This window comes from uncultured Brachyspira sp., assembly GCF_910588665.1.
GTDB lineage: Bacteria > Spirochaetota > Brachyspiria > Brachyspirales > Brachyspiraceae > Brachyspira.
The window spans coordinates 24,199-46,549 of the sequence record NZ_CAJUPR010000003.1; the positions used below are offsets into that span (position 1 = coordinate 24,199).

The window sequence follows — 22,351 nt, forward strand, 5'->3', positions numbered from 1 at the left end:
AATCAAAATAATCAGGATAATCAAAATAATCAGGATAATCAAAATAATCAGGATAGTAAATCCGATATAGACAGACTCTTAGAATCCTTAAGACAGATGAGAAAAGATAAGGATAACGGAGATCAATATTACGGCGGAGGCAGAATTGATAAGGATTGGTAGTATATTTATAAAGACTGTATATGTAATATTATTTATTACCTATTCATCTTTATTTCCGCAGGCAAATATTAATTCAAAAATATCGGACAGTAAAATAGGAGTAGGTGAAATATTTACTTTATCGGTAACAATAGATGATAGTTCTGCAAGTGTTTTAATAGATGATATTGACGGGCTTGTTCTTAGAGGAACATCTCAGAGTATGAATATGATGTATTCTTCAGGAACATTTAAATCTATAAAGACATATAATTTTACTTATGCAGCCAATAAAGAAGGAGTTTATAAATTTGATAATATAAAAGTTAAAGTAAATAACAGAACATATATATCAGATCCTGTGCAAATAGAAGTGACGGACTATCCTATCAGAAACAGAAATGATAATTATACTCCCAGCGGAAATAGATTTGATGATTTTCTGAATTATGCGGACGATATATATGTTGATAATAATATAAATAAAAAAGAAGTATATTTATATGAGCCAGTATATATAACACAGAAGGCATATACTCATATACCAGTTTCGGTTCTTGGATTTTCTAAAATACAGGATAGAACCGATTTTATTTCTTATTCTGATTCGTCTGAATATAATTCTTTTACCGAAATAATAGACGGAAAAAGATTAAATGTTATATCATTAAAAAAAGAAGTTTTATATCCTGTAAAAATAGGGGTAAAAACTATATTAACCACTCCTTTTATATTTGAAAAAAATGGTACTATTTATGACAGAGTGCAGTACGGAGAAGAGAGAATTGAGATAAATGTTCTGCCGCTGCCTGATAAAAAAGGTTTTGATAATTTTTCAGGAGGAGTAGGAAATTTTGTTTTTAATGTTAAGTCTGATAAAACAAATGTTTCCGTAGGAGAGAATGTTTTGATAACAATAGAGGTGTTCGGAGAAGGAAATACATCTGTAATAACAATGCCTGAAATTAATAATGATATTATAAATTATTTTTCCGTATATCAGCCTAAAATCTATGAAACAAATTGGTTTGATGATAATAAAATAATCAGTAAAAAAATAAAAGAGTATATTTTAGTCGCTAAAAATGAGGGAAGCGCTTCAATTTCAAATATTAATTTCTGTTATTTTTCCGTAAATGATAGGGCATATACTAATATATATTCTGCGTCTATTAATTTAAAAGTATTGGGAAATAAAATAGATGCTGATTCATTTGCGGATAATAACGGCGATGTAATTAATGCTGTATCAATAAGAAATAATTTAAGCGAAAATAAAAATTTTAAAATACTCAGTATTAATATAATATATTTTTACATAGCATTATTGATTATTGTATCTTTATTGATTTATAATGCTGAAAAAATTAATAATATAAAATTATTATTTTCATCAAAAAATGATAAAGATAATAATTTTAAAAGCATACTGCAGTTATATAATTTAAATGACAGAAAAGAGTATTGCAAATCTGTAGAAAATATTTTATTAACAGCAGTAAAAAATAAATTTAACTTAAAAGATGATAATGCTCTGTATGAGAGATTAAGCGGTTATATTGATAATGAAAAAACTGAAAAAATTAAAGATATAATTAATAAATGCAATTTTGAATTATATTCAGGAAAATCATTTGAAAATGAAGATTATCATACCGATGCTTTTGAGCTTGTCAAATATATAAAAGAATTAAAAATAAAAAAATAAATTAATATAGGCTTAATAAATTTAATGAAAAAAATAATTATAATATTTTTACTCTTTCAATCGTATTTTCTATACGGCTTTGAAAATACGGATTTGAATTATCTGAACACTTTATTTGAAAATGCTAATAATCTTTATAATGACGGAAAATATTTAGATGCTAATTATATGTATAGGGATATTGTATCTTCCAATTTAATTTCAAAGAGTTTATATTATAATTTAGCTTCTTCCTATGCGGCTATAGGAAGCAACGGTTATGCTGTTCTTTATTATGAAAAGGCTTTGAATATATCTCCTTTTGATAAAGAAATAAAGGCTATGATAAAATCATTAACAGGAAATAATAATTATAATTCTCAGATTATTGTTATTATGTATATTTTTTTAATATTATTTTTAGTATTTTTTACTTTGCTTATAGTTTTTATAATAAAGAATAGGAAAATCAGCAGACTTTTATTAGTATTATCTTTAATATTTTTTATTCTTTATTTTATTTTTTATAATAATTTAAACTCTGACTATGTAGTAACTGTAAATAATGTTAATCTCTATAAGGGAAGCAGTACAAAATCAGATATAATTTCTCAAATATCCGAAGGCGAGAAATTGTTAGTTGCTGAAGAATATGAAAATTGGTATTATGTTAAAGGGAATTTTAAAGGCTGGATAAATAAAAAATATGCTGAAAAAATATAGAAGAGTAAATTATTAATATTTTTATTTATCTGCAATTTTATTAAATTAAGACATTTTATTATAAGGAAAATGGTATGCAGAAAATAGCGGTTGGAATGAGTGCGGGAGTGGATTCTACTACTGCGGCAAAGCTTTTAAAAGAGCAGGGCAATAAAGTTTTCGGAGTCAGCATGCTTCTTTGGAACGGCGACAACAGAGCTCCTTTAAAAGGTTCCTGTTATAGTCCTTCTCAGTTAAATATGGCGGAAGAATGTAAAAGGTATGCTGAGGCTATAGGCATAGATTATTATGCATTTGATATAAGCGATATTTTTCAGAAAAAAGTTATAGATTATGTTTCAGAATCTTATAAAAAAGGACTTACTCCAAACCCATGTATTATGTGTAATAGTCAGATTAAGTTTATGGCTTTATTTGAAGCTATAGAAAAGCAAGGCTTGGAATTTGATAAATTTGCAACAGGGCATTATGCAGGTATTAAATATGATGAAAAAACTAAAAGATATCTTTTATTAAGAGGAAAAAATTTAATAAAAGATCAGTCATATTTTTTATACAGACTTACTCAAAATCAATTGTCAAAAATAATTTTTCCTATGTATGAAAATACAAAAGAAGATACCAGAAATATGGCAAGAAAATACAATTTAGAAGTATCTGAGAAAAGCGAAAGTCAGGATTTTTTTGCAGGCGAGTATCATAGATTGTTTGATGAGGATAAAGAAGGCTTTATAATAAATATAGATACTAATGAAATATTGGGAAAGCATAAAGGAATATGGCATTATACGGTAGGGCAGAGAAAGGGACTCGGTATAGCATATAAAGAACCGTTGTTTATAATATCATTAGACAGTGCAACAAATACAGTTTATGTCGGAAATAAGAGTCATACTTTTGTTGATGAAGTTACAATATATGATTCTAATTGGATAGCTGAGCCTGTACAAAAAGAATTTGAAGCTTTAGTAAAAACAAGAAGTGCCCATAAAGGCAGTATGGCAAGGGTAATACCTATAGAAGAAAATATAATCAGAATAAAATTTTTTGAGCCTGCTGGAATAGTTGCTAAAGGTCAGTCATGCGTATGTTATGATGAAGATATAGTCTTATGCGGAGGAATAGTTTATTAAATTTACTTTTGCATATTTTGACGGTTATATTTTTATTGTTTTATTATAAAAATATTTTATAATAGTGTATAATTAAGGAGAGCATTTATGAATAGAAATATATTAATGATTTTAATAATATTATTCGTATCTATTGTATCTTGCAGTAATGCCAATGCTGAAATAAAATGGGAAAAAGATTTATCCGCTGCAATGAAAAAAGCCAAAGATAAAAATCTGCCTATAATGATAGATGTTTATACCGATTGGTGTACTTGGTGTAAGGAATTAGATAAAAGCACTTATACAAATAAAGATGTTATAAGTATTGCAAATAAAATGGTTTGCATAAAGCTTAATCCTGAAACATCAAAAGAAGGTTCAGAGATAGCTAAAAAATATGGTGTTCAGGGTTATCCTACAATACTTTTTATAAATGCGGACGGTTTAATATTGGAAAATGTGGGAGGATATGTTGAAGCTGATAAATTTATGCCTTATATGAAAAATGCTTTAGAAAAATTAAATAAAATTAATATTGTTTTAGCAAGCAAAGGTCCTAGTTTGGAAAAATTAGATTTATATATGGAATCTGGAAATGAAGAAGAATCAAAAAAAATATATGATGCCTTGATTGAAAATAATGCGGTATCTAAAGAAAGAATGCCTAAATATCTTCTAGGATTTGGCCTAATGAGAGCTCAAAAAAATGATTATAAAAAAGCCAATGAATATTTTGATTCTATTATAAAAGACTATCCTAAATCCGAAGAAGTGTATATGGCGCATTATTATAAGGCTGTTACTATGGTGCTTGCAGGAGAGAAAGACGAGCCTAAAAAATATTTAGAAGAATTAATTGATGATGTTAAAACTCCTGACAATATGAAGGCTCAGTACGAAATTTTATTATCATATATAAATGAAAGCAATTAATTATTTTAAATGCAGTTAAAAAGATATGATTAGCATAATAATACCAGTTTATAATGTATCTGAATATTTAAGAGCCTGTTTAAATAGCGTAATCAATCAAACATATAAAGAGTTGGAAATAATATGCATCAATGACGGATCTTCAGATGATTCTCTTGATATATTAAAAGAATATGCCTGTAAAGAAAAGAGAATAATAGTAATAGATAAGAAAAATGAGGGAGTATCCGCCGCCAGAAATGACGGTATAGAAAAAGCAAGAGGCGAATATATATTTTGCATAGACAGTGATGATTATATTGATAATGATTTTATTGAGGTTTTTTATAATAATGCTGAAAAAAATAACAGCGATTTGGTAGTATTAAGCAATTTTTGGAGTTTAGATAAAAGAGTAAATAAAGATTATCATTCAGCACTTCCTACATGTTCAATGTTTATAAGAAAATCATTATTGGATAATTATAAATATCTGAGATATCCTTTAAATATTCAGCCCGGAGAAGACGGCATATTTTCTCATAAACTTTTAATGTATGCAAAAAATGTTAGTTTTGAATATAATACAAATTATCATTATGTTAAAAGAGAGAATCAGGATTCAAAACGCGCAGTAAAAGAGCCTAAAATACTATTAAATGCTATACCTAAATGGCTTGAATTATTGGAAGATTTTTACAGTAAATATGATTTTTGGGAAAGCAGATCTTTATCATTTGCAAAGTATATTGAAGGCGAGGCATTTTTAGCTTTCAGAACAAAAAATTTTAATGCGGAAGATGAGAGAAAAGTTTTTAATATTATAAAAAATACTTTAAATAAAGCTTTAAAAAATATTAATAAAGAGTATTATAAATATTTTTCTGAAGATTTTATTATTTTTATAGAATCTGAGACAATCAAAGAGTATTACAGCAAAATAAAATACAGGTATAATTATATAAGATTAAAAATATTTAATAAAGATATATCAATACGCTACAAAGAAAACAGATATAATTATTATAAAAATGATAATTTATGATAATTCTGCATATTTACAATTATATTAATTTTTTATATAATATTAATACATTTTTAATTTAAAGGTAATATTATGAGCAAAGTTGCTGTAATAAAATGCGAGAATTATAATTTTGAAGAAGTTAAAGCTTCTATAAAAAGAGCTATAAACTTGCTTGGGGGCATAGATTTATTTGTCAAAGAACATGATAAAGTATTATTAAAACCCAACTTACTTGCAGCCGAAACTGCCGACAGATCGGTTACAACTCACCCTGTAGTTTTTGAGGCGGCTGCATCGATATTTCAGGAAAAAAATACAGAGATTTTCTACGGAGATTCACCCGGCATCGGACATGGCAGCAGCGTGGCATTAAAGTCTGGCATAGATGAAGCAGCTAATAAATTAAATGTAAAATATGCTGATTTTGAAGAACCTATAGGAGTTTCTTATGAAAATGGGGTGCAGGAAAAGAGTTTTACAATATCAAAGCCTGTCAGGGAAGCCGATGTAATAATAAGCCTACCTAAATTAAAATCGCATGCCCTTACAACTATGACAGGTGCCGTAAAAAATCAATTCGGATGCATACCAGGTTTCAGAAAAGCCGAGTATCATTTAAAGCTTCCAGACTTTGAAGATTTTTCAACTATGCTTCTTGATTTGAATAAACTTGTTAATCCTAAGCTTTATATAATGGACGGAATTTTAGCTATGGAGGGAAACGGACCTAGAAACGGAAGTCCTAAAAAAGTAAATGCATTAATAGTATCTGCAGATGCTGTGGCGCTTGATTATGTTGCTTCAGAAATAATATCTTTTGATTATAATACCATACCGACTTTGAAAATGGGTTTTAAACATTGCTTTTCAAATAAAGATGATATTGAGGTATTGGGAGACGGAATAGAAAGCGTAAAGGTGCATGATTTTAAAAAGCCGCATAAAGGTATTGGAATAGGAAGAAGCTTAATGAAGTTAAGTAAATTTCCTATTATAAAAAAAATTTTTTCCTTTATTATACCGAAGCCTGTTATAGAAAAAAATAAATGCTTAAAATGCGGCGTATGCGTTAAGGTATGTCCTGTAACACCTTTAGCACTTAATTTTGAAAAAAAAGGGGCTGATTATCCTCCTAAATATTATTATAAAAACTGCATATCATGCTACTGCTGTCAGGAATTATGCCCTCATAAGGCTATAGTATTAAAAAGAAAATTTTAAAAAATATTATTAAAATTAAGATTGATTTTTTATATTCTTCCGATAATTTAAGAAAATATTTATTTTTACAAAATTATTAAAATTCTAGTTTTATATATAATATATATTATTTTAAGGGGATATATTTTTATGGCAACAAGCGAAGCTTTCCTTGATGAAGTATATAAAAATGCTGTGGAGGCTGAGGTAAATAAAAGAAGCACTACTCTTTCTAATTTGGCGGATAATGCTAGAGATTATCAGAGAGAAATTTCAGCTTATGAAGATTTAAAAGCCAGATTGGATACGCTTTCTTCGGCTTCAAAAGAGCTTTACGGATTTCGTTCTCCTTTTAAAAAATATATAGGTACTGGCGACGGAATACCAGACTATTTTACCGTTACAGCTAACAGACTTGCAAATACTACATCCTATGATATAGCCGTTAAAGATATAGCTGCAAGTCAGAAGTTTTCTTCAAAAGCTTTTAATATGTCTGATACTTTGCCTGCAGGAAAAATAGTTTTAAAAATAGGAGAGGAAGAAACATCTGTAGATTTTGCAGGCGGAAGTTTGGTAAATCTTCAAAAATCTATAGATAAGGCTTTCGGCAAAAAAATAAAGACCACAATAACTCAGAAATCTAGAAATTTACAAGTTCTTACTGTAGATTTAGTAAAAACAGGTTCTAAAAATATAGTGGAGGTTGTAAGCGATGATTCTGGAATATTGAAAGAACTTAATATGTTTACAAGAAGACCTTACAGATATTTAGGGCATATATTTAATCAGCAGTTATTGAATAAATGGGAAGATGAGTCTGATAATTTAACTACCAATTACATAGTAAAAAATGACTTTATAGTATTGCAGGGAGAAAATAAATTATCTATTCCTTTGCATAGAGAAGCAGAGGCAAATGAAAATATTGCTTTGTCAATAACTGCTAGGGTGTCAGATAATTTAGATGAAGAAGAAGTCCCTGTTATGCCTCCTACGGTTGATTTATCTATTCCAGACACGGGAGTAACTTTTAATAAGATAGACAGCGTAAAATATAAGGATGTTGAATTATACGGTGAGGGATTGTCTCCTGCTGATAGTTCAAGAACTTTTGAAGATATAAAAAAATACAAGGACGCTTTGGAGGCTGAGCGTAAAGCTAAGGAAGGAGCAGAGGCTGAAGCGCCTGAACCTATAGATGCCGCAGGATTTAATTCTGAAATAATAGGTGTTAAATATATTAATAAATCGGGAGATGAGGCTGAAAAGTTTTTTGCTTTGCCTACCGTAAGTTCATCTTGGCAGAGGCTTAATATTCCTATAGGCGGGCAGTTCGAACCTGAAGATGTTATTACGGAAATTGTGCTTATCAATAAGAATTCGGGATATAATGTATTTTATAAAGATTTATTATTGGAGGATATGGGTAAAGAGGAAGATGCTCCTAATTATTTGGTGTCTGAGGCAGCTGATGCCAGAGCTTCTATTGACGGCGTTGATGTTCTCAGTGATACTAATGAATTTAATGATGTGGTTAATGGCATAAATATAACAGCCAAAAAAGTTACTCCTAATGCATTTGCTACTACAATTCAGGTTGACAGAGAAAATGTTGTGGATGCAATAGTAAACTTTATTAGGGCATATAATGAAGTTATAGACCTTTTAAATGATACTACCCAAAGACCTTTAAGCAGAGATATAAGAGACAGTCTTGAAAACATGAACAGAACTGATTTAAATGACTTGGCTACTACTTTGGCTATAGACTTCAATTCTGATATGACAGATTCTGCATTAAGAAAGAAACTTTATTTTGTCGGAGTATTCAGCGGAAATACTTTAGTAAATAATATTTCTCAAAGAGTCAGAATGATAGTTGCCGATTCTTATGAAACGGATTATGGTGAGGAATTAGCTCTTCTTGACCAAATAGGCATAAACAGAGGTAATGCAGGCGATGAATGGGCTAAAGTAAAAAAGGGATTTCTGCAGGTTGATGAAGAAAAGTTTATGAATAAAATAGAAACCCAAATGGATGGTGTGGAAGAATTGTTTTCTAATGATATAACGGGCGATGATATCCCAGATACAGGTGTAGCTTATACTATGAGCGATTTTATTACTCCTTATTCTCAGACTCGGGGTATAGTTGAAAACAGCATAGCGGTAACAAGAAACAGATTAAATGATAATAAAAGAAGAATGGATGCCGAAAGAGATAAAATAGAAGAGTACAGACAGCAAAGACTTGCTTCATATTATAGAATGCAGTCTGAATTGCAGCAGGCGGAGATAGAGAGAAAGAGACTTGAATCTTCTCTAAATCAGAATACGGGTAACAATTAATTTTATTTATAAAAATTACTGCTATAAATTTATTTTTTAATGGTTATTATATCATCTTAAATATAATATTTCTTTATAATACTAAATTTTTTTATTGATAATTTAATTTTTTAATCTTACAATTAAGATTGATTTTTTTTATTTAATATTATAATATATTTTAAATATTAAAACATATAAATAATTTTAAGGAAATGTAAAATTGTGAAGATTAGAGAATTATCCAGAATAAGCGGAATATCTCCTGCAACTATTTCTAAAATGTTGAAAGATTCAAATTCGGTAAAAGAATCTACTAGAAATAAAATAAATAATATTTTGAAAAATAAAGGTATGGATAAATATTTTAATATAAACTTCATCAGAAAAATCATATTGATAATACCAGATTTAAGCAATACATTTTATTTAGATTTATTTAACGGCATAGTTTCTGTGGTTCAGGAACAGAATACTCCATTTGAATTATATTTAACTAATGAATCTATAGATGCGGAGGTAAAAATTTTCTCTAGAATAAAAGAGGATAAGGGTATGGGAGTTATATGGGTGCCCGCTTCTGCTAAAAGGGATAAGCTTCCTTATAGTAATGCTAATATAATATCATTGGTTGATAGGAATTTAGAATTTGAAGATATATTAATAAAAAATTTATCTAATAATTTCAGCGCCGCTAAGAAAGCAGCTGATTTACTGATAGAAGGCGGGGCTAAGAATCCTATAATAATAACAGGAAGTCTTAATCTAAGTAATGCACAAGAAAGAAAAGAAGGGTTTTTAGAGAGTATCAGAAATCATAATCTTGACAGCAATATAAATAGGGTATATTACGGAGATTTTAATAATAGTGAAAGCGGTTATGAAATTGTTAAAAAATTGGTGAAAGATAATATAAAGTTTGATTCTATTTTGGCTGCCAATCAGATATTAGCCATAGGAATATTAAAGGCATTAAAAGAATTAAAGCTGTCAATACCTGAAGATGTATCAATAATTATATTTGATAAGTTAGTTAATTTATATCATTTATCTTATGAAAATTCCAATATATCCGAAGTAGTTTTTCCTGCTTTTGATATAGGAGTGAATGCTGCATCTGTTCTTTTGGAGCAGAAAGCTTTTAATGCACCTAAACAAATATATAATTATTCGGCTCAGTTTCATTTAAGAGGAAGCGAGAAGAAGCAGTAATTACTGAATTAAAAAAATTAATAAGCTTTTTTATATAAAGATAATATATCTTCTAGTGTAACATCTCTTGGATTTCCTCCCGTACATACATCTGCCAATGCATCTTTTGCAAGTCTGGGCAAATCTTCTTCTTTTATTTTTAATTCTCTTAAATTAGCTGGTATATTAACATCTTTAGAAAGTTTTCTTACAGCTTCCACAGCCAATAATGCAGCTTCCTTACTTCCTAATCCGTCAGTTTTTTCTCCCATTGCGGCGGCTATATCGGCATATTTATCTATACATACAGGCATATTAAACTCCATTACAATAGGCAGAAGCACGGCATTAGCAACACCATGTGGTATATCAAATATAGCGCCAAGAGGGTGAGCCATAGAGTGAACAATACCAAGTCCCACATTGCTGAATCCCATACCTGCAATATATTGAGCGATACTCATCTGATCCATATCCTCAATATTCTTATCTTTAACAGCGCCTCTTAAATGCCTAGATATAAGCTGCATAGCCTTATATTCAAACATATCCGAAATAGTATGAGCACCTTTAGTTATATATCCTTCAATGGCATGAGTTAAAGCGTCCATACCTGTAGCTGCAACAAGACTGCTTGGCATAGAAACCATAAGTTCTGCATCCACTAAAGCAATTATAGGTATATCTTTAGGATCAACACATACCATTTTTCTATTTTCTTCCTCATCTATAATTACATAGTTAATAGTAACCTCAGCTGCAGTACCGCAGGTAGTAGGAAGAGCCATAATAGGGACGCTTTTATTTTTTGTAGCGGCAACGCCTTCAAGAGATTTAACATCTTGGAATTCTGGATTATTTTTAGTAATGCCTATAGCTTTAGCAACATCCATTACAGATCCGCCTCCTACAGCAATTAAGAAATCTGCGCCAGATTCATTAAATTTAGCCAAACCGTCTTTACAGTTTTTTATAGTGGGATTTTGCTTTATATCTAAAAATATTTCATAAGCTATATCAGCATTATCTAAAACATCTTTTACTTTTTTAAGAACACCGCAGGAATCTAATACTTTATCGCTGACTAAAAGAGCCTTTTTAAATCCTCTTGATTTAATTTCAGGAGCAAGCTCGTTTCTTACTCCGATTCCAAAATAACTTGTTTCATTTAAAATATATCTAGCCATAAAACCCTCCTATTATTTTTTATAATTCTTCTTATTTTTTATTTTTAAGAAGATTTAATTTACTTTTTATGTTTTACATTAAGACCGTAGTTTTTAAACTTTTCCAAAATAACTTCCATTTCGCTGTCAGATAAAACAGAATAATCTCCGATATTTCTTACCGTAATATAAAGTCTTGATAAGTTTTCAACTTCCATCATAACATGATAGGCTTTTTCCAAAGTTTCATCGGATGCAACCAAGCCATGATTTTTTAATATGCAGGCTTTATATCCTTTCATAGCTTCGGATATATTATCGCATAGCTCCTGAGTACCGTAAGTTGCATATTTTGCGCATGGAATTTTATTTCCTCCAGCAACTCCTACCATATAATGAATTGCCGGTATATAATCTATATTTAAAATAGAAACGGCGGAAGAATATACGGCATGATTATGTATTACAGCATTGAAATTAGGATTGTTCTTAAGAATTGATAAATGAAATTTCCATTCGCTTGAAGGTATTTTATCTTTTTCAAAATCTCCTTTCTCATCTACAAAAACAATATCGTCAGGAGTCATAATATCATAAGGCATTCCCGAAGGAGTAATAAGCATTCCGTTTTTAAATCTTATGCTTATATTTCCTGCCGTACCCTGATTTACTCCGTCTTTTCTCATATTCAAGCAAGCGTCTATTATTTTTTTAGATAAATCTTTTCTATTAGAACCAGACATTTTTTCTCCTTAAAAATATTATAAAATATTATAAAATATATTTTTTATTTTAAAAAAATATTATATATTTTTTATTTCAAAACTATTCATAACTAATTTCCTCATCTCTTTAGTGTCTTTCAATATACCTAAAGATTTAAATTGAGCCAATATATTTCCGATTGCGGTGCATTCCGCAGGTCCTACGGAAATATTTAAATTAGTTCTTTCTTTAGTAAGCTCGCATATAAGCTTGTCCTTAGCTCCGCCTCCGACAATGCATAAAGTATTAATATCTTTATTTAATATTTTTTTAAGACTATTAATATATTTAGAATAACTATCGGCTAGAGAATTATAAACTGAAGATATTATAATTCCTTTAGAATCTTCCGATACTTTACTCTGATTTGTATCTTTATAATAATTTAATATTTCATCTTCTATATCTTTAGGATTATAAAATCTATTATCATTAATATCTATTCTATGCCCGTCTTCTATGTTATCTCTTGCAAGTTTTTCAATGTCATTAAATGAAATTTGATATTTTTTCTGCAGCAGCTGTATAATCCAAAGCCCATTAATATTTTCTAAAAATCTTATAGTATTGCCATATCCCATTTCATTTGTGAATCTGTTTTCAAATGCTTCATTAGTTAATATAGGCTCTTTCAGTTCCGCGCCAAGAAGAGACCAAGAGCCTGAAGATAAATATGCGGTATTATCATTAAAAATCGGCGCAGATAATACGGCAGATGCAGTATCATGAGAGGCAACGGCAACAACATAAAACGGCTTTAATCCTAAATAATCCGCTATTTCCTGTTTTAATAAGCCTTTTTTACTGCCAGCTTCATTTAAAATAGGCAGTTTATTAATATCAAAATTAATTTTCTCTAAAATTTCTTCAGACCATTCTTTTTTATGTATGTCTATAAGCTGAGAGGTTGAAGCTATAGTATATTCGCTTAAAGCATTTCCTGTTAGAAAATATCCGAATAAGTCGGGTAGGAATAATAATGTTTCGGCTTTATTAACTATATCAGCTCTCTCTTCAATATCTTCATATATCTGCATAATACTGTTGAAGGGCATGCATGATATGCCTGTTATATTATAAAGTTCCTTAGCTGTCAATCCTATTTTTTCAAGTTTTTTTACCGTATTTACAGTTCTTGTATCTCTGTAATTTATCGGATTTGACAGTAGTTCTCCTCTTTTATCTATATATGCATAATCTACCCCCCATGAGTTTATTCCTACAGATGAAGGCTGAATTCCAATATCCGCCGCTTTTCTTATTCCTTTTAATAATTCGTTATACATATATAAAAAATCAGTATAATAATAATTATTAATCTTTATAGGAGCTAAAGAAAATCTATGTATTTCCTGTAATGTCATTTTATTATTTTTAAATTCCGAAAGAAAAATTTTTCCGCCTGATGAACCAAAATCACAGGCTATAGAATAAAATTTATCATTAATCATGTAATTTCACCATTTTTATTGATATAGTTATAATATAATATATTTTTGTTTGATATTCAATAAAAAAAATATCTATTTTTGTAAATAATAAAATATTTTTAAGCAAAAAATAAAAATTATAAAAAACTAGATAAAATATAAATTTTTATAAAAAAATATAAAAGTTTTTTGATTATGTTTATTTTATTTACTATAATATAAATATCTGAAAATTTTATTTTAAGGATTAAATTATTCTATGAATGATAATATAATTTTAAAAATGACAGGCATAGAAAAGAGATTCAAAGGAGTATATGCGCTAAAAAATTTTAACTTTTCTTTAATTAAAGGAGAAATAATGGCTTTAATTGGAGAAAATGGAGCTGGAAAATCTACGCTTATGAAAATTCTGTCGGGCATATATAAAAAAGATGCAGGCAGCATAGAATATTTCGGAAAACCTTTAGATGTGTCAGGTCCCAAAGAAGCTCTAGAAAACGGCATATCAATAGTGCATCAGGAATTAAATTTGATGAATCATTTAACTGTGGCTCAGAATATATTTATAGGACATGAACCTTTAAATAAGTTCGGATTAATAAATGATAAATTAATGATAAAAAGATGTGACAAAATATTTAAAGGAATGAATGTTGATATAAATCCTGCCCTTAAAATAGGATCTTTAACCGTAGGAAAGCAGCAGCTTGTGGAAATAGCAAAAGCTTTAACTCATGATTCAAAAATATTAATATTAGACGAACCTACAGCAGCTTTGACAGAATCAGAAACTAAAGAACTTTTTAGAATTATAAAAGATTTGCAGATTTCGGGCGTGTCAATAGTATATATCTCTCATAGATTAGATGAATTATTTATATTGTCAGATAGGATAACAGTTATAAGAGACGGCGAATATATAGATACCAAAATTACTAAAGATACAAATAAAGATGAAATAGTAAATCTAATGGTGGGAAGAGTTATATATGAAACACCTAAAACAGAAAGCAAAGTATCAAAAAATGCTAAAGATATTTTAAGAGTGGAAAATCTTATAGTACCGGGTATAGTTAAAGATGTAAGCTTCTCATTAAAACAGGGAGAAATTTTAGGATTTGCAGGTCTTATGGGTGCGGGAAGAACTGAAACGGCAAGAGCTATTTTCGGAGCCGATAAATTTGAAAGCGGAAAAATATTTGTTTATGATAAAGAAGTATCAATTAAATCTCCAATAGATGCGGTAAAAAGCGGAATAGGTTATCTTTCCGAAGACAGAAAGAGATACGGTCTTGCATTGGGTCTTCCAATATTTGAAAATATGATGCTTGGTAATTATGATAGATTTTCAAATATGCTTATGGTGCAGAATGCAAAAGTAACAGATATATCAGAAGAACAGGTAAAATCATTAAATATAAAAACCCCCTCTATAAATCAGTTAGTTAAAAATTTATCCGGAGGAAATCAGCAGAAAGTTGTAATAGCAAATTGGCTTATTAAAGAATGCAAAGTATTAATATTTGATGAGCCTACCAGAGGAATAGATGTGGGAGCCAGAAGCGAAATATATAATCTGATGGAGCAGCTGGTATCTATGGGAAAATCTATAATAATGATTTCTTCCGATTTGGTTGAAATACTTAGAATGAGCGACAGAATTTTAATTATGTCGGAAGGAAAAAAGACGGGAGAATTGGATATAAAAGGTGCTACACAAGATGATATTATGAAATATGCAACTATGAGATAATCTTTTGCCGATTTTGACAGAATTAATTTATTAAAATAAGTCGGCAAATAAATAATTAAATGGAGTGAATTATATGTACAATACTGAGAATAATACTTTTACAGGCAAGCTTTGTTTTAAAGCGAGAATGAGAAGAAAAGTCAGAAATACATTAATATATTTAAAAAAGAACGGGCTTCAGAAGTTCTTAACGGTAGTTGCTCTTTTAATTCTATATGTGTTTTTTTGTTTAGCTGGAAGGAATTTTTTTACATTTGATACATTTTCATTGATACTAAGAAATTCATATTTTATCGGTTTTCTGGCTATAGGAGTAACATTTGTTATAATAACGGGAGGTATTGATCTGTCTATTGGCTCTCTTGCATTATTTGCTGCAATGGTGGGAGGAGTGCTTATAAACAATTTTAAAGTTCCTATGTGGGCTGTACTTGTTATAGTAATAGCAGTTGCAACTTCAGCAGGATTTATAAACGGTTTTTTAATTTCATATTTTAATCTGCCTCCGTTTATTGCCACTTTAGGCATGCTTATGGTTACTAAAGGATTATCAGGCATAATATCAAAATCTCAAACTATATATTATCCTACAATAACGGATCCAGATTACGGCTTGTTCAGAGTATTATTTAATGCAACTAAGTCAAATTTTCCTTCAGGTTTTATAATGCTTGCAGTATTTATTATAATATCTGTAATCGTTCTGACTAAAACAATAGTCGGAAGATATATATTTGCTCTTGGAAGCAATGAAGAGGCTGCAAGACTTTCTGGCATAAAAACTAATAAATGGAAAATTATCAGCTATACAATAGCGGGATTTTTCTGCGGTATAGGCGGTTTAACATTTGCCGCCAGTTATTCAAGCATAAGCCCGGGAGCAGGGCAGGGTTATGAATTTGATGCCATAGCCGCCGTAGTTATCGGAGGCACATCTTTATCAGGGGGGGTAGGCTCCATAATAGGAACAATAATAGGGGTATATATAATGTCTGTATTAAAAGTTGGGCTTCCTTCTGTAGGCGTTGAGCAGTTCTTTCAATATTTTACTATAGGCATAGTAGTTATTATAGCTGTACTTATAGATGTTTACAGAATAAAAATGTCTAATAAAGTAAAAAAGACAGATATAAAAAAAGAAAGTATTGAGCGTTTGGAAGAGGAAATAGAATCTTTCAGAGTAAAAATAGATTATTATATATCTGATACGCATAAGGATTATTCTAAAGAGATTTCAGAAGCAAAATCAAAAATTAATAATTTAATAGAGAAAAAGAAAAAATTAAAATAATAAAAAAATTAAGGAGTATAAAATGAAAAAGATTTTATTACTAAGCTTTACTTTAATAGGATTAACAGCTTTATTGTCAAGCTGCGGGAACAAGGAGCCTTATATAGCTGTTATATCTAAAGGATTTCAGCATAAGTTTTGGGTAACTGTCAGAGAAGGTGCTGAAACTGCCGCCAAAGAAAACGGCGTCAAAATTAGTTTTGTAGGTCCTGAAACCGAATCCGATTCAAAAGCACAGCAGGATTTATTGGACAGCGAAATCAATAAAAATCCTGCAGCTATAGCTTTTGCCGCTGTAACTGGAGATTTTACTGAACAAATTAAAAGAATTAAAGAAAAAAATATTCCTTTAATTGGTTTTGACTCAGGCATACTGCCTAATCAGGCTCAGGGGGCTGTACTTGCCACAGCTTCCACCGATAACAGAGCCGCCGCTCTAGTAGTGGCTGATAAAATGTTTGAAGCTTTAAAAACAAGAATATCTGCTTTTACTCCTCAGAATAAAGCTAAAATAGCCGTACTTCAATTGGATAATTCAGATACTGGCATAGGAAGAGCCGAAGGTTTTGTAAAAAGATTTACTCAATTAGCCGATCAAGATGCTGCTACTTCAGGAAAATATATTCTGCAGGTGATAGTTCCCACCACTCAAAACGAAGCCGACATAGCCAATGAAGTTAATGCTTTAAGAGGTAAAAGCGTTTTAGGAATTTATTTATCTAATGAAGCTATGGCTAGAGGCTTCTTAGTTGTATATAAAAGCGCTGAACCAAATGCTGCAAATACAATAGTAGGCGATGCTCAGGACGGAGGAGATTTAGTAGTTATGGGATTTGATTCAGGAAAACCTCAGTTAGACGCTATAAGAAGCTCAATAATACAAGGTTCTGTTACTCAAGATCCTTATAATATCGGTTATCAGGCGGTTACTCTGGCTGTTAAAGCTTCTAAAGGCGAAGCCGTTTCAAATATAGATACAAGCGCAAAATGGTATGATAAAACAAATATAGATGATCCTGAAATAGCTAAATTGCTATATGAGTAATTATATTAAATTTACGGAGGAATTACAGTAATTATGTTTAGAATGCAAAATAATCTGCCGAAAGTAGGTATAAGACCTGTTATAGACGGCAGAAGAAACGGGGTAAGAGAATCTCTTGAAGAGACCACTATGAATATGGCTAAAATAGCAGCTAAACTTATAGAGGATAATATAAAGCATCCCAGCGGAGAAAAAGTTGAATGCATAATCTCCGATACTACTATAGGAGGAGTTGCCGAAGCTGCAAGATGTCAGAAAAAATTTGATGAAAATAATGTCGCTTTAACTCTTACCGTTACTCCTTGCTGGTGTTATGGTTCTGAAACTATTGATATGACTTCAGCCATACCTAAAGCTATATGGGGATTTAATGGTACTGAGAGACCAGGTGCTGTTTATCTGGCGGCTGCAGATGCATGTCATACTCAATTGGGGCTTCCCGTTTTCTCTATTTACGGCAAAGATGTTCAGGATGCATGCGATGAAAATATTCCTGATGATGTTAAAGAGAAGATACTTAGATTTGCAAGAGCAGGACTTGCAGCAGCTACTATGAAAGATCAGTCCTATATAAGTATGGGATATGTTGCTATGGGTATTATGGGCTCTATGGTTAATGCGGAATTTTTGCTTGATTACTTAGGAATGAGAACTGAGTTTGTGGATATGAGTGAAATTAAAAGAAGATTGGAGCTTGATATTTATGATAAAGAAGAATTTGAAAAAGCATGGCAATGGGCTAAGCAATGCAAAAAAGGAAGCGATAATAATAAAGTAAAAGCTTCAGATGAAGATAAAGAAAAAGAATGGGCTGTTTCCATTAAAATGGCTATGATTATGCGCGATTTAATGATAGGAAATCCTAAATTAGCTGAAATGGGCTATATAGAAGAGGCTCAGGGGCATAATGCTATAGCGGGAGGTTTTCAGGGACAGAGACATTGGACTGATTTTATGCCTAATGGAGATTTTGCCGAAGCTGTTCTTAATTCATCTTTTGATTGGAACGGAATAAGAGAACCTTTTGTTGTTGCTACTGAAAATGATTCTTTAAATGGTATTTCTATGCTCTTTGCTCATTTATTAACAAGCAGATCTCAGTTATTTGCCGATGTCAGAACTTACTGGAGTCCTGAGGCTGTTAAAAGAGTTACTGGAAAAGAGCTTACAGGAAAAGCTGAAAAAGGCATCATTCATTTAATTAATTCTGGTGCTGCTTCTTTAGATTGGACGGGAGAGCAAAAAATTAGTGGAAATCCTGCTTTAAAAGAATATTGGAATATTACTGAGGAAGAGGCTAAAAAATGTCTTGATGCCACAGAGTTTTCTCCCGCTAACAGAGAGTATTTCAGAGGAGGCGGATTCTCATCTACTTTTCTTACCAAAGGCGAAATGCCTATGACTATTATAAGACTCAATTTAGTTAAAGGATACGGTCCTGTGCTTCAAATAGCTGAAGGTTATGCCGTTAATATTGATGATGGTATATTCAGCATTATAAATAAAAGAACAGATTCTGCTTGGCCTAGTACTTGGTTTGCCCCTATACTTACGGGTAAAGATTCATTTAAAGATGTTTATTCTGTAATGAATGACTGGGGTGCTAATCACTGCGCAGCAGCTTACGGACATATCGGGGCTGATTTAATTACTTTAGCTTCTATGCTTCGTATTCCTGTAAGTATGCATAATGTAAGCGAAGATAAAATATTCAGACCTAAAGCTTGGAAATCTTTCGGCACTAAAGATTTAGAAGGCGCAGATTTCAGGGCATGCAGGCATTTCGGACCTTTATTTGGAAAGACAGCCGGATAAAATATAATTGTAATCCCATTTAATGCTTAGTAATATTAAATGGGATTTTTTATAAAAATTATAATTTAAGGACTTATAATATGTTAAAAGGAATAGATCCTGTAATTTCTCCCGAACTATTAAAAATATTATGCGAAATGGGACATGGAAGCGAAATACTATTTGCAGACGGTAATTTTCCTTCTCATGATTATAATGTAAAAAGAATTATCAGGCTTGACGGAATAGATATACCTGCTATTTTAAAAGCAATTATGCCTTTATTTCCTTTAGATACTTTTGTGGAAAGCCCTATTGTATTAATGCAGCCTAATAATGATTTCGGAAGAGAACCGAATGTATGGGCTGAATATAAAGATATAATATCAAAATATCAAAAAGTAGGATATGAATATTTAGAAAGATTTGCATATTATGACAGATGCGCAAATGTATATGCAATCGTTGCCACAAGCGAACTTGAAATATATGCAAATATTATACTTAAAAAAGGCGTAATTTTCCCAAATAATAGATAATATTATTTTCTGAAAGTCTGTATCTAAGTATTATATTAAGGTGTCTCTGCCGTAATCTGTTATATCGGTAGCTATTTTTTCTGCCAGTTCTTTTACAGTAATTTTTTTATTGTATAAAGCATTAAGTTCGCTGTCTGTAGCTCCTAAAAGTTCAACAAAAACAACCTTTCCGTTAGGAGTGTCTATTTCTCCAGCCTCATCTGGTATTGTTATAAATCCTGTAATTTTAGATTCTTGCTTTGAATCTATTCCTTCTTTTTGCTTTGTCCATATATATTCATACGGATTAAGTATTTCTCCGCTTTCAAATACATATTTTGCTAATTGCTGTAAAAATCCAATAACCGTTTTTATTTCATTATCTGAGGCATCATCATCTTTTGTATTATTTTTTTGCTTTTCATTCATTTTTAATTTGAAAGTAAGTTCAAATCCGAATCCGCTGTATTCTATATTTTCAGATTCTTTTTCATAAAGCTCGCTTAATCCGTAAGTAACAAAATGATAGTATCCGTTTTCTCTGTAAATGCTTATTCCGTCTAAAGGATCTTTTCCTCCAAGCTGATATGATATTATAGGGCTGTAATGCAAAGGAGATTTTTGATTTTTATATATTTTCTCAAATGCTTCAGATATGGCGTCAAATCCTGAGGTATTTGCCGTATTTTCAATATTGTTTAAACCCTCTAAATCTTTACTCATTTTTCCTCCGATTTTGTTAATTTGATTATCAGCAGATTATAATACCATTTTCGTATTTTAGCGCTTTAGCTTTAAAAATATCTTTTTTGCTTAATTGATTTTCTGTAATAAGTTTGCATTTTAGATATTCTGAGCTTGTTCCGATATATTTATTATCAGATAAAGCTTTTTCTATTATTATTTTTAAATCTCTTCCTATAGCATTTGTATAGTAAGAATCTTTTAATTTATTATTTAAATCATTCAGTATTTTTGCTCTTTTTAATTTTGTTCTGTATCCTACCTGTCCGTCCATTTTTGATGAAGGAGTATTTTCTCTGTTTGAATATCTGAATATATGAATTTTTATGAACTTTGATTTACTGCATAAATCATAAGTGCTGTTAAAATCAATATTATCCTCGTAAGGAAATCCTACCATAACATCGCTGCTTACAGACATATTTGAATTAGTTTTATATAGTTTTTCTATTATTTTAAGATAATCTTCTCTTGTATATCTTCTATTCATAAGCTTCAGTATTTTATTGCTTCCCGACTGCAAAGGTATATGGGCATGACTGCAAAGCACATCTTCATTTTTAAATAAACTTATAAGCTTATCATCAAAGTAAAACGGCTCAACAGATGAAAGCCTTATTCTGATACCGTATTTTGAGGAATGCTCCAATATTTTAGTTAATATATTGCAGAAGTTAATTTCATTATTATAATTATATGAACCCAGATTGAGTCCCGTAAGCACTATTTCTTTATATCCGCAGTCATCAGCCGTTTTTAAAGCTTCAAAAATTTTTTTCGGCTCTGCGCTTTTATGATTTCCTCTTACTCTTGACACTATGCAGTATGTGCAGAAAACCTCGCATCCGTCTTGTATTTTTAAATATGCCCTGCTTTGCTCCTGAGGAAAAAATATAGGACTGTTTATTTTACTTTCTGCATTATTATGCATAGTATTGAATATTATTTCAGATGCCTCTTCTTTTTTTTCATTCGGTATAAGAATTATATTATCTTTTAAAACATAAGAATCTTTATCTTTTTTCGATGCATAACATCCTATAAGAAATATTTTTTTCAGAGATGTCTCTTCAAGTTTTTCTAAATAGGATGCAAGTTTTTTATCGCTGTAATTTGTAACTGTACATGTATTGATTGCCACAGCATCAGCATTATTTAACTCCGTGATATTTGCTCCCATGCTTTTTAATTCATAAGATATTTTTTCGCTTTCATATTGATTTAATCTGCATCCGAAAGTATGTATATGTATATTCATAATAAATATTCTCTTTAAAATAATTTAAATAATAATGAACTGATTAGTATTAATTAAGTATATATTTAAAATAATAATAATACAAATAATGTAAAAAATAAATTAACATAATATTTTTATTAAATTAAAGAATAAAAAATCCGATTAACATAATAGCATATTTTTTTATTTTTACTACTTGCAGAATTTACTAATTATGTTAATATGATTATGTTTATTGAAATATGTTTATAATATATTTTAATTGATTTCAATAT

The 22,351-nt window shown here is 30.2% G+C and carries 18 protein-coding genes and 1 pseudogene; 14 read left to right on the top strand and 5 right to left on the bottom strand.

The annotated features are described in order from the left end of the window. From QZ306_RS10645 to QZ306_RS02680, 9 genes and pseudogenes are all read left to right on the top strand, one after another. Positions 1-162 (top strand): annotated as a pseudogene (locus tag QZ306_RS10645) (aerotolerance protein); the annotation flags it as partial. Next, positions 146-1,849 carry a BatD family protein gene (locus QZ306_RS02645; protein WP_295160676.1) on the top strand — a complete coding sequence of 568 codons (1,704 nt, stop codon included), beginning with the start codon at positions 146-148 and terminating at the stop codon, positions 1,847-1,849. The pseudogene QZ306_RS10645 and the gene QZ306_RS02645, both read left to right, overlap by 17 nt. Before the next feature lie 24 nt (positions 1,850-1,873). Further along, on the top strand, positions 1,874-2,551 hold the full coding sequence (locus QZ306_RS02650) for an SH3 domain-containing protein (RefSeq protein WP_295160678.1): 678 nt from the start codon (positions 1,874-1,876) through the stop codon (positions 2,549-2,551). Between the two features lie 74 nt (positions 2,552-2,625). Beyond that, the gene (gene mnmA, locus QZ306_RS02655) at positions 2,626-3,684 is read left to right on the top strand and encodes a tRNA 2-thiouridine(34) synthase MnmA (protein ID WP_295160679.1); all 1,059 of its coding nucleotides are present in this window, start codon (positions 2,626-2,628) and stop codon (positions 3,682-3,684) included. Positions 3,685-3,771: 87 nt separating this feature from the next. Beyond that, complete coding sequence (locus tag QZ306_RS02660) at positions 3,772-4,599, top strand: thioredoxin fold domain-containing protein (protein WP_295160681.1); 828 nt, start codon at positions 3,772-3,774, stop codon at positions 4,597-4,599. Between the two features lie 25 nt (positions 4,600-4,624). Next, on the top strand, positions 4,625-5,623 hold the full coding sequence (locus tag QZ306_RS02665; RefSeq protein ID WP_295160683.1) for a glycosyltransferase family 2 protein: 999 nt from the start codon (positions 4,625-4,627) through the stop codon (positions 5,621-5,623). Positions 5,624-5,695: 72 nt separating this feature from the next. Then, a complete protein-coding gene (locus QZ306_RS02670; protein ID WP_295160686.1) occupies positions 5,696-6,826 on the top strand; it encodes a DUF362 domain-containing protein in 1,131 nt (376 codons plus the stop codon). A gap of 129 nt (positions 6,827-6,955) precedes the next feature. Then, on the top strand, positions 6,956-9,157 hold the full coding sequence (fliD, locus tag QZ306_RS02675; RefSeq protein WP_295160688.1) for a flagellar filament capping protein FliD: 2,202 nt from the start codon (positions 6,956-6,958) through the stop codon (positions 9,155-9,157). A 204-nt stretch (positions 9,158-9,361) separates the two neighbouring features. After that, a complete protein-coding gene (locus QZ306_RS02680) occupies positions 9,362-10,348 on the top strand; it encodes a LacI family DNA-binding transcriptional regulator (protein ID WP_295160691.1) in 987 nt (328 codons plus the stop codon). A gap of 17 nt (positions 10,349-10,365) precedes the next feature. Here QZ306_RS02680 and fucO read toward each other — a convergent pair whose 3' ends face one another. The 3 genes from fucO to QZ306_RS02695 are packed head-to-tail and all read right to left on the bottom strand — an operon-like array spanning position 10,366 to position 13,709. Further along, a complete protein-coding gene (fucO, locus tag QZ306_RS02685; protein WP_295160694.1) occupies positions 10,366-11,514 on the bottom strand; it encodes a lactaldehyde reductase in 1,149 nt (382 codons plus the stop codon). A 59-nt stretch (positions 11,515-11,573) separates the two neighbouring features. Further along, the gene (locus tag QZ306_RS02690) at positions 11,574-12,236 is read right to left on the bottom strand and encodes an L-fuculose-phosphate aldolase (protein WP_295160697.1); all 663 of its coding nucleotides are present in this window, start codon (positions 12,234-12,236) and stop codon (positions 11,574-11,576) included. 60 nt (positions 12,237-12,296) lie between these two features. After that, entirely contained in the window at positions 12,297-13,709 is a 1,413-nt protein-coding gene (locus QZ306_RS02695; protein WP_295160700.1) for a rhamnulokinase family protein, read from the bottom strand. Between the two features lie 238 nt (positions 13,710-13,947). On the opposite strand from QZ306_RS02695, the gene QZ306_RS02700 reads away from it, so the two are divergent. From QZ306_RS02700 to QZ306_RS02720, 5 genes are all read left to right on the top strand, one after another. Then, positions 13,948-15,444 carry a sugar ABC transporter ATP-binding protein gene (locus QZ306_RS02700; RefSeq protein ID WP_295160703.1) on the top strand — a complete coding sequence of 499 codons (1,497 nt, stop codon included), beginning with the start codon at positions 13,948-13,950 and terminating at the stop codon, positions 15,442-15,444. 73 nt (positions 15,445-15,517) lie between these two features. Further along, on the top strand, positions 15,518-16,735 hold the full coding sequence (locus QZ306_RS02705) for an ABC transporter permease (protein ID WP_295160706.1): 1,218 nt from the start codon (positions 15,518-15,520) through the stop codon (positions 16,733-16,735). Between the two features lie 22 nt (positions 16,736-16,757). Further along, positions 16,758-17,780 (top strand): ABC transporter substrate-binding protein, encoded by a 1,023-nt coding sequence (locus QZ306_RS02710; RefSeq protein ID WP_295160708.1) that lies wholly within the window; start codon positions 16,758-16,760, stop codon positions 17,778-17,780. 33 nt (positions 17,781-17,813) lie between these two features. Beyond that, complete coding sequence (locus QZ306_RS02715; protein ID WP_295160711.1) at positions 17,814-19,595, top strand: L-fucose isomerase; 1,782 nt, start codon at positions 17,814-17,816, stop codon at positions 19,593-19,595. Between the two features lie 80 nt (positions 19,596-19,675). Continuing rightward, positions 19,676-20,113, top strand: coding sequence for an RbsD/FucU domain-containing protein (locus QZ306_RS02720; protein WP_295160714.1), 438 nt, complete (start codon positions 19,676-19,678; stop codon positions 20,111-20,113). Positions 20,114-20,143: 30 nt separating this feature from the next. Here QZ306_RS02720 and QZ306_RS02725 read toward each other — a convergent pair whose 3' ends face one another. Then, a complete protein-coding gene (locus QZ306_RS02725) occupies positions 20,144-20,815 on the bottom strand; it encodes a suppressor of fused domain protein (protein WP_295160717.1) in 672 nt (223 codons plus the stop codon). Between the two features lie 28 nt (positions 20,816-20,843). Next, complete coding sequence (locus tag QZ306_RS02730) at positions 20,844-22,094, bottom strand: MiaB/RimO family radical SAM methylthiotransferase (protein WP_295160720.1); 1,251 nt, start codon at positions 22,092-22,094, stop codon at positions 20,844-20,846. Positions 22,095-22,351: the final 257 nt, after the last annotated feature.

Excerpts from the sequence above, each read along its gene's own strand:
- QZ306_RS02660 (WP_295160681.1), top strand. The coding sequence starts at position 3,772 with ATGAATAGAAATATATTAATGATTTTAATAATATTATTCGTATCTATT.
- QZ306_RS02650 (WP_295160678.1), top strand. The coding sequence starts at position 1,874 with ATGAAAAAAATAATTATAATATTTTTACTCTTTCAATCGTATTTTCTA.
- QZ306_RS02720 (WP_295160714.1), top strand. The coding sequence starts at position 19,676 with ATGTTAAAAGGAATAGATCCTGTAATTTCTCCCGAACTATTAAAAATA.
- QZ306_RS02665 (WP_295160683.1), top strand. The coding sequence starts at position 4,625 with ATGATTAGCATAATAATACCAGTTTATAATGTATCTGAATATTTAAGA.
- fucO (WP_295160694.1), bottom strand. The coding sequence starts at position 11,514 with ATGGCTAGATATATTTTAAATGAAACAAGTTATTTTGGAATCGGAGTA.
- QZ306_RS02710 (WP_295160708.1), top strand. The coding sequence starts at position 16,758 with ATGAAAAAGATTTTATTACTAAGCTTTACTTTAATAGGATTAACAGCT.
- QZ306_RS02725 (WP_295160717.1), bottom strand. The coding sequence starts at position 20,815 with ATGAGTAAAGATTTAGAGGGTTTAAACAATATTGAAAATACGGCAAAT.
- QZ306_RS02700 (WP_295160703.1), top strand. The coding sequence starts at position 13,948 with ATGAATGATAATATAATTTTAAAAATGACAGGCATAGAAAAGAGATTC.
- QZ306_RS02690 (WP_295160697.1), bottom strand. The coding sequence starts at position 12,236 with ATGTCTGGTTCTAATAGAAAAGATTTATCTAAAAAAATAATAGACGCT.
- QZ306_RS02730 (WP_295160720.1), bottom strand. The coding sequence starts at position 22,094 with ATGAATATACATATACATACTTTCGGATGCAGATTAAATCAATATGAA.
- QZ306_RS02670 (WP_295160686.1), top strand. The coding sequence starts at position 5,696 with ATGAGCAAAGTTGCTGTAATAAAATGCGAGAATTATAATTTTGAAGAA.
- fliD (WP_295160688.1), top strand. The coding sequence starts at position 6,956 with ATGGCAACAAGCGAAGCTTTCCTTGATGAAGTATATAAAAATGCTGTG.
- QZ306_RS02695 (WP_295160700.1), bottom strand. The coding sequence starts at position 13,709 with ATGATTAATGATAAATTTTATTCTATAGCCTGTGATTTTGGTTCATCA.
- QZ306_RS02715 (WP_295160711.1), top strand. The coding sequence starts at position 17,814 with ATGTTTAGAATGCAAAATAATCTGCCGAAAGTAGGTATAAGACCTGTT.
- QZ306_RS02705 (WP_295160706.1), top strand. The coding sequence starts at position 15,518 with ATGTACAATACTGAGAATAATACTTTTACAGGCAAGCTTTGTTTTAAA.
- mnmA (WP_295160679.1), top strand. The coding sequence starts at position 2,626 with ATGCAGAAAATAGCGGTTGGAATGAGTGCGGGAGTGGATTCTACTACT.